Genomic DNA, 8,421 nt, shown 5'->3' with positions numbered 1-8,421 from the left:
ACCTAGAAATATAGTCCTTAATTCTATACCAAGATTATCAGCTACCTCTTTAACTCGAAAGGTACAACCCTTACCACAATCGAAGTCACAGAATGGTGTTTTAAATGCTACTCCGATTAATTCAATACCCTGTTGTAAAAGAATCTTCGCCGCTAATGTGCTATCTAAACCTCCTGAAAGCATAACTATTGCCTTGACCTTCGAATTTGTTGTGAGAGATTCATTTAGATGCTCCATAAAGGTCTTCTACCTCACGATTTCTATAGCCTGTAAATCCTGTAACTCAAGATAAAATACAGGGCTTCAAATTAAAAAAATTTGCCATGAAGGGCAAAATCGAATAGACTTATTCATTTTTCATTCTTACACATTTGGCATGGTCACGATACCCTCAGCGCTTTTTCGGGATCGAAACCTAACTTTTCTCCAAACCTCTTAATACACCATAATACGATTCTTACACCGAAGTTTGCAAGTGAGTTTAAAATAAAGCTTTGAAGAGGATTGCTCCTTAAGATTCTCGGGAGGTATTGCTCCGCTTCTAGAGCAAGGTGCCTCCACGATCGATAGATTACACACCACCTCGCCTCATTTAACCCCTCACTCACATTGAAGAATTCTTTATCCTTAAGAGCGCCTATAGGTACAAAGCTCAGTGGAGTTACGGTGAAGTGAGCCTTCTCGCCCAACTCTTCTGGCAATTTCTTCTCCATACGATCTATGAGGCGTATCGTATCCCAACAATCTTCCTCTGTTTCATTCGGTAGACCGAGGATTATAGTATACGCTGGGAACCAATAATTCTCATTAAGGATCTTCGTCCCTTCATATACTACTTCATCCCATTCATCTGCACTAAATGGTTTCGCTTTTGAAGGCATATACTTGCGCATAAGTGTTGGTGAGCCAGTCTCTAAACCCGATTGTATCCCGATCCAATGGTTCGGCCCTGCTCTAAGGATCTTGGATAACTTTACGATCATTTGAGGATCTGCAGCGACTGGAGATATCGTACCGTGGGTGGGGTTGCAGTGATATACACCAGGGGTGGCCATTATCGCTTCGAAGAGGTTCCATATCGCATCTCGATTGGGCATAAAATCACGACGATTCTCGATCTTGTATGAAAATATATCTTCACTATGTGCCCATACCCTTCCAACACCTGCTTTCACATTTACCAGGATTTCCGTAACTACTTTCTTACTATCAAAGTACTTTACTCGCCTCAGATTTACATCACAAAATTCACAATTCCTACCGCAACCACGCATAACCTCCACCATACCATGCATACTCGGATTAACGATGCATGGTATGCTTTCAGCATCGTTGGTAACACTAACTTTAATGATTTCGTCAGCATCATCATTTTCAATATCGTTAAAGATTTTATGAGCTACGGTATCGACTTCGCCTAAAACTAAGTGATCTATACCCAATTTCTTCATAATCTCTCTCTTTAACTCGATCTGCCATGCTCCCGGACCTCCTACCACTACCTTGAACTTTCCATTCAAACTCCTTTTTATGCGAGTAATAGAGTACATCAGATCGAGGAAAGCCTTCTTGGTGTATGAAGTGTATAATCCTCCTAACGTGAACATCATCGTTAAAGGACCGAGGCCTAAAGGATCCATCGTTGAGATTCCGACTATCTTGGTATCGGTATCGATGAATCTATGAATATAATTTGGATGGACTACAACGATATCCTTCTGTGCGTAACTTCTAAGGAGTGCGCTCTCTACCTTCCTTAAGGAGTATGGTGCGAATAAGACTATTCCATCATTATGTGGAATCGATGGGGCCAGATAATCGAAGATAAATTTAGGTACTTGTGTCGGAGCGCAACCTAAAAATTGTAATAAAGGTACGTGCCGATATTCACTCATCAAAGTTCTATCCGTAGTTAAAACGATCTTAACCAACTACGCTCCCCCTTTTGCTATAATTATTCTTCCATAATCTTCTTACTTTCATTCAAAATATTTTTGATTAAATTTGGCTTACAAAGTGTGACGACCTTTGATCTACCTACTGAAAATGTCTCTACCAACTTATTCCTTCTCAGAACTTCGATGTGGCGATAGACCGAAGTATATTCTAACTTTAATCCTCGTGACACGGCTTTGATGTGTAAAGGTCTTTTCGTTTCTGATAACATCTTGATTATTCGAAGCCTTGCAAAGTTCCCTAACGCATTAAGAACTTTTGAGATATCTTCCAACGTTTTATCCTCGTAAATTATGATCCCCATTTTGCTCTGAATTTGTTAATATAATGCAACTTTTTAAAATATTTTATGGTAATAATCGCATAGAATTAAGGTACAAAATTAAATATTCTATAAAAATTTTATGAAATGGGCCGATGAGATTTATCTTTTTTACAACTTTTACCAGAATTGTAAAGAATTATTCGGTTAATGATCGTCATACGAAGGGGAAGGAAGATTTAAAACGATAGGTCTTCATGAAGATAGAAAAGGAAAAAAGAACCCTCTATGAATTGATAGTAGAATATGAAGGCGACCGTTTTCTTAAGTGAGGAACAAAGAGTTACGACTTTAGAGGATATCATTGAAATTTTAAATCAAGCAAATATCATCTATAGTAGAAGGAAGCCCGATTTTGGGATAGTGGTGGGTGGCGACGGTTTCTTCAGCTATTGTGGCGCAGTTAAAAGAATACCCTTGCTCTTCGTCGGTATACCTAGTTATTCACCAATCGGTAGTAAAGCATATCTAGCAGAAACTTATCTTCACGATCTACCTAGGGCCCTTCAAAGAATTAAAGAAGGTAGATTTAAGATCGTTGAACATAAGATGTTAAAGGTTTATCTCAATCAAGATGTTTTAGATGATATCTTCACAGATGTATATTTAGAGAGGGGTTTGGATAGCAATTGTCTTCGTTATAAACTGATGGTTGAAGGTAGTAACTTTTCATTTGTAGATCTTGCGATAGGGAATGGTGTGATCATAACTACTCCTGCCGGATCGACCGGATACTTCTCATACATAGATAAGATCACCAATGGAGAATGGTTAAATGTAAATGGCTTTACAAGATTGAATGAAGATGAAGTCGGTATATGTCATATATTACCTACGTTCACTTTAAGAGAAGGGACATCTTTACATCCTTTAAGGTATAGAGTTCCTTACGGTGTAACGATCTCCATTAAGTTACTCAGAAGTGGTGATGCGCGATTATATAGTGCATCCTATCCAAGAAGAGGGGTGCGTGTGACTGAGCAGGATATCGTGAAGATAGGCCCTTCTGAGAAAGTTGTTAAGTTGATCCATCTATTATAATCACCTTGATTGGTAAAACCCTAACTCGATTAACTGTTCTTGAATTTAATTCACAGCTAACGATTTGATCTAAATAGGAGTTTAGGAAGTTCTACAAAATCTATCATGGGTTGGGATATGGTCACTCCATTAAATAAAGTACTACTCAATGTTTATAAGTAGAGTTATAGAGTTCTTTTATCAAAAATGTTATAAAACACCGTTATACGCGATATTTATGGTGGTTACCATGAACGAATTAAAAAGTGTTTGGGCATCTAGGTGGATTGTAGCTGCCATCCTCCAAGGCGCAATAATCACGACCATCACATTATACTTCGTAATAGGGCAACTGGGCTTCTTAAAGCCCGAATTTAGTAGAGTGATAGCTGGCGGAGGGGCTGGCACATGGCTCACAGTCGGTTACATAACGTACCTTATCGTAGGGGTTGTTGCTGTAGCGGTTACGGCTCTTTTCTACTATCACATCGAAGTAGCCCTTCGCAAACCATACAAAGGTATTGCGAAGGTATTCGCATGGATTCAATTAATACTACATAATGTAGGGGCTGCTGGTGCCGGGTTATTGATGATAATTGGAGGATATTTGGCGGGTGCGGCTATGCTACCTAAAGAAGTTGGTGGGTTAGGTTGGAGCGCTGGAAAAGTACATACCGACATCTTTTATGGAATTCCATTGGGCTATCCATTTTGGATATCTGCCTTCATCATAATACTGGCGATTGGGGTCATATTAGGGGGATTAGGGTATATAATTACTTGGACAAGAAAATAAAGCTACTATGCGAATTAGTGGATCAGATTACGTAACTAGCTATTGATTTATAGATAAAGATGTTAGCTACTCCTCTACGATTCCCTCTACGATGGCTTACGGCTTTCTGATCATGAGTTACACTATCTACACTTTTATTTTTGAATATCTTTGTATACCGAGTTTGAAGATATCATTTCCAAGGGTATCGTTAGCCACTATGACGGGGAAGTTCTCTACCTCTAACTTCATTACGGCCTCTGTACCGAGGTCTTCGTACGCTATCACCTCCGCTCTTTTAATCCTCTTTGAAATTAATGCGCCCGCTCCTCCAATAGCTACAAAGTAGACTGCACCATACCTTACCATAGCATCTATCGCTGCTTGGCTTCTATAGCCTTTACCGATCGTACCCTTTAAACCGAGCTTTAAAAGGGGTTCAAGGAATACATCCATGCGGTATGATGAGGTCGGCCCAGCCGAACCTATTACCATGCCAGGCTTGGGTGGAGTAGGTCCTACATAGTATATGATTTGGCCTACAGGATCGAAGGGTAATTTCTCACCTTTATTGATCGTATCCATAAACCTCTTATGTGCTGCATCCCTTGCAGTATAAATGATTCCACTTATCTCCACTCTATCGCCAACTCTGAGCTTTCTTACTATATCATCAGTTAATGGTGTAGTAATCTTCATAATATGATTTCACCTACTCTATGTGCATTACACTCAAGATTCACAGCCACTGGCAAGGCTGCAATATGGCATGGTGCATACTCTATTCTAACATCTAGCGCTGTAATCCTTCCACCCAAACCTGCAGGCCCTATACCGAGATCGTTGATCTCTTTAAGAAGTTCCAATTCGAGCTTAGCGTAAAACTCATTCTTATTCCTAACATTCATCCCCCTGAAGAGTGCCTTCTTAGCCAACCATCCTACGGTATCGAATGTTCCTCCAATCCCAACACCTACGATCACTGGTGGGCAAGCGTTTATACTTCCTTCCTTCACAGTTTTAATTACAAACTTTTTCACACCCTCTAAACCATCGGCTGGAGTGAGCATACTTACTTGGCCCATATTCTCTGAACCTGCACCCTTCGCCATCAGAATGATCTTCAGCTCATCTCCAGGTACAAGCTCCACATGTATCACGGCTGGTGTATTATCTCCTGTATTGATGCGATTGAGAGGATCACGCACTACAGATTTACGTAAGTAACCTTTTACATAACCTTCTGCAACGCCCCTATTGATAGCATCGTAAAGGAACCCCCCTTCTATACGCACATCCTGGCCCAACTGAACATAAGCTATACATACGCCAGTATCTTGGCATGCAGGGATCTTCTCCATCTTCGCTATTGCTACATTCTCTAACATCTGCTTCAAAACTTCCCTTCCAAGTTCCGACTCTTCTTTTTGTAAGGCTTCTTCGATGATCTTCTCCATACCCTCTCGTAGATTGTAATTGATCTCCATACACACCTTACTTACTGCCCTCTGTATATCATTTACATTTATAACTTTCATAATCCTCATGAAGTATCGCATCATAATAACATAAAAGTATTTTGCTCCTTAAGAGCGTATGAGCCTATAGAATGACGGATGAGCTCCAAAAGCCCTCTTTTATAAAGGTAGATGATACTTTGTGTGAACGCTCATGATGAACGTTTATAGTAACAATTTATTCGATCCAAAGGTCGATTGCGAAATAATCCAAAAATTATCGTTAATAATCGAACAATTTCATTAAAAAACTAAAATATAAAAATATAAATATTTAAATTCTTTATTCAATAAATCGAATGAATATGTTAGGTAGGAGATTGCTCCTTATGATTCTTTTACTACTCATAGGAATGGGTATATCACTCAATGTACAACCAGTAAGTGCAGAATGGACTGGAACCATTTACATAAGAGCTGATGGGAGAATAGAACCGTCGAATGCACCTATTGTAACTCACGATAATATGATTTATACCTTAAAAAGCGATATTGTGAGTTTTGGAGATGGGATAATCATCGAAAGAGATAATATTGTAATCGATGGAGGGGGTTATACAATTCAAGGCCCATCAATGCACTCCCCTTCAATAGGGATAAAGATTTTCAAGAGGTTTAACATCGTAATCTCAAATATAAATATCAAAGACTTCTACTATGGTATTTACCTATACGATTCATCGAACAATCGCATCATTAGAAACAATATAATGAATAATAAATTTGGTATTTACTTGAATACGTCTTCGAATAACAACATTTTCCATAACAATTTTATAGATAACGCTCGACATGTCGATTCTTACAAATCTTTTAAGAATGTTTGGGATAATGGTTACCCATCTGGTGGAAATTATTGGAGCGATTACTCTGGCATAGATAATAATCTTGATGGTATTGGTGACACTCCTTATGTTATAAGTGCTGATGATATCGATCGCTATCCCTTTATGAAGATATTTGGGGCTCCTCTTGAGGTTAAACCCGTCCATCCGTCCCAACCAGTTGGGGCTCAACCAGTACCTGCTCATCCAACGCGACCGGTTGAAGTTCGACCAGCCGAAAAGGTTCATGAGGTTAAACCTATCCCCGTTCAGATTGAGAAAGGTGTCGTGATAACTGAGGTACGGACCGTTGTACCACATCAGGCGGTCGCATATGTGGATGTAACAAAAGCTTTGGAGGTGAAGGTTAGTAAAGTAGAAGTCCCGATTCCATTGGCTGCAACACCTCAATTAAGAGAAGTAAATGTTGTAGTGGATAGACCTCTACCTAAAGAAGTACCGATTAAGTTTAATCTAACTCAAGCTTTGGAGGCTGGCAGAGTAGTTAGAGAATTAGCACTTTCAATCCACGATAAATCTGTAGATATGAAGGTAAGTATAAAGTTGCCCAAAGATGTCAGGATTACAACCTTTGAACCCCCTCCCGTTACTGTACCTCCTGCTTCGGCGGCTCCAGTAGCTCCAGCAGCTCCGCTCCCTACTCCAGTTCCATCCCATTTCGAACCTGTAAAGTCGATAGTCATTAAACAATCCATCGAAGCTCCAGAAGTACCTAAAGGATGGGTCAAGGTATCTCAAGCGATCGATATCGGTCCAAGTGGTATCAAGTTTGATAAACCCGTCATCGTGAATTTCACATATAGTGATGAAACCGTTAAGAAGTTAAATATAGATGAAAAGCGCTTAACGATAGCCTTCTATGATGAGAAGATGGGTAAATGGGTACCATTAAAGAGTGTAGTCGATACTGAGAAGAAATTTGTATATGCAGAAGTCGACCATTTCACTTTATTCATGTTGGTTCATAAGCCTGCACCTGCTGAGTTTAAGGTTTCCAACTTGATTATAAACCCGACCAGGGTTTCAGCCGGTCAGCGTGTAGAGGTCAGTGTTGATGTAGCGAATGTAGGTGAAGAATCTGGTGATTATACCTTAACACTTATAGTAAATGGTAAAGTCGAAACATCAAAAACTATTACCTTGGTTGGGGGGATGAAAGAAAAAGTCAAATTCGATTTATTAAAGGAGCAACCCGGTACATACACAATTACGATAAATGGTTTAACTTCCACCTTTACGGTAGAGCCTACACCTTCAAGGTGTTTAATCGCGACAGCTACGTATGAGTCAGAATTGACAGACGAAGTACAATCTTTGAGAAGGTTTAGAGATTATGTGGTGCTTTCAACCTTTGCCGGAAGTAAGTTTATGAGTCTTTTTAATACTTGGTACTATGCGTGGAGTCCAATGGTAGCAGAGATTATAGCCCAAAACCCGATCCTTAAAGTAATCGTTAAAGTACTGTTATACCCGCTTATAGGTATACTCCAGATTTCTGTAATGGTTTACTCAGCTTTGAGCCTTAACCCCGAGTTGAGTATTATAGCAACAGGATTGGTAGTTAGTAGTTTAATAGGCATAATTTACTTTGCACCGATCATGACCATCGTTCTTACTTTAAAGCGACGTAGTGAAAATCTTACAAAATTTATGAAGGTTAAAGAGTTAACAATACTTTGGCTGAGTAGTCTAATCTTAACGATTTCAAGCGTACTCATCGTCTCACCAATCCTTACAATGGTGGCTACTGCGATATTGGTAATAACCACGATAAGCCTATCCGCTTGTGTTATAGCGATTAAATTGGTGCAACATCTACCTTAACCATATTAAACTTAATAAGATATTTTACGAGCTTCATTAAAACTCTCCATAGATTTTATTTTCTCATAGACGTGTAAATAGATAATTTACAAAATAAGTCTTTTGAATCTGAAGTTTGAATTAATATTCAATTTCTATCAGTTGGTATATTCTCCCTTCATC

Annotated in this window: 8 protein-coding genes; 3 read left to right on the top strand and 5 right to left on the bottom strand. The window is 39.2% G+C overall.

Annotated elements, in window-relative coordinates; all coding sequences use genetic code 11:
- From NZ896_05800 to NZ896_05790, 3 genes are all read right to left on the bottom strand, one after another.
- The coding region (locus NZ896_05800; protein ID MCS7116966.1) for a hypothetical protein at positions 1-237 on the bottom strand (237 nt) is incomplete at its 3' end.
- A gap of 143 nt (positions 238-380) precedes the next feature.
- On the bottom strand, positions 381-1,931 hold the full coding sequence (locus tag NZ896_05795; protein ID MCS7116965.1) for a B12-binding domain-containing radical SAM protein: 1,551 nt from the start codon (positions 1,929-1,931) through the stop codon (positions 381-383).
- Positions 1,932-1,954: 23 nt separating this feature from the next.
- Positions 1,955-2,230: a winged helix-turn-helix domain-containing protein gene (locus NZ896_05790; GenBank protein MCS7116964.1), complete on the bottom strand. Its 276-nt coding sequence runs from the start codon at positions 2,228-2,230 to the stop codon at positions 1,955-1,957.
- Positions 2,231-2,524: 294 nt separating this feature from the next.
- Here NZ896_05790 and NZ896_05785 point away from each other — a divergent pair, with 294 nt between their 5' ends.
- Positions 2,525-3,319 (top strand): hypothetical protein, encoded by a 795-nt coding sequence (locus tag NZ896_05785; protein MCS7116963.1) that lies wholly within the window; start codon positions 2,525-2,527, stop codon positions 3,317-3,319.
- Between the two features lie 229 nt (positions 3,320-3,548).
- Positions 3,549-4,094 carry a hypothetical protein gene (locus tag NZ896_05780; protein MCS7116962.1) on the top strand — a complete coding sequence of 182 codons (546 nt, stop codon included), beginning with the start codon at positions 3,549-3,551 and terminating at the stop codon, positions 4,092-4,094.
- Between the two features lie 126 nt (positions 4,095-4,220).
- On the opposite strand, the gene NZ896_05775 is transcribed toward NZ896_05780, so the two are convergent.
- Positions 4,221-4,772, bottom strand: a complete 552-nt coding sequence (locus NZ896_05775) for a Fe-S-containing hydro-lyase (GenBank protein MCS7116961.1) — start codon at positions 4,770-4,772, stop codon at positions 4,221-4,223.
- Positions 4,769-5,611: a fumarate hydratase gene (locus NZ896_05770; protein ID MCS7116960.1), complete on the bottom strand. Its 843-nt coding sequence runs from the start codon at positions 5,609-5,611 to the stop codon at positions 4,769-4,771. The genes NZ896_05775 and NZ896_05770 overlap by 4 nt, the downstream gene beginning before the upstream one ends.
- 284 nt (positions 5,612-5,895) lie before the next feature.
- Here NZ896_05770 and NZ896_05765 point away from each other — a divergent pair, with 284 nt between their 5' ends.
- Positions 5,896-8,259 (top strand): right-handed parallel beta-helix repeat-containing protein, encoded by a 2,364-nt coding sequence (locus tag NZ896_05765; GenBank protein MCS7116959.1) that lies wholly within the window; start codon positions 5,896-5,898, stop codon positions 8,257-8,259.
- Positions 8,260-8,421: the final 162 nt, after the last annotated feature.

This window comes from Nitrososphaerales archaeon, from assembly GCA_025058425.1.
GTDB lineage: Archaea > Thermoproteota > Nitrososphaeria > Nitrososphaerales > JANXEG01 > JANXEG01.
Note: the sequence above shows the minus strand (reverse complement) of the source record. Positions and strands in the feature narration are given on the sequence as shown.

Excerpts from the sequence above, each read along its gene's own strand:
- NZ896_05785 (MCS7116963.1), top strand. The coding sequence starts at position 2,525 with ATGAAGGCGACCGTTTTCTTAAGTGAGGAACAAAGAGTTACGACTTTA.
- NZ896_05780 (MCS7116962.1), top strand. The coding sequence starts at position 3,549 with ATGAACGAATTAAAAAGTGTTTGGGCATCTAGGTGGATTGTAGCTGCC.
- NZ896_05775 (MCS7116961.1), bottom strand. The coding sequence starts at position 4,772 with ATGAAGATTACTACACCATTAACTGATGATATAGTAAGAAAGCTCAGA.
- NZ896_05770 (MCS7116960.1), bottom strand. The coding sequence starts at position 5,611 with ATGAAAGTTATAAATGTAAATGATATACAGAGGGCAGTAAGTAAGGTG.
- NZ896_05765 (MCS7116959.1), top strand. The coding sequence starts at position 5,896 with ATGTTAGGTAGGAGATTGCTCCTTATGATTCTTTTACTACTCATAGGA.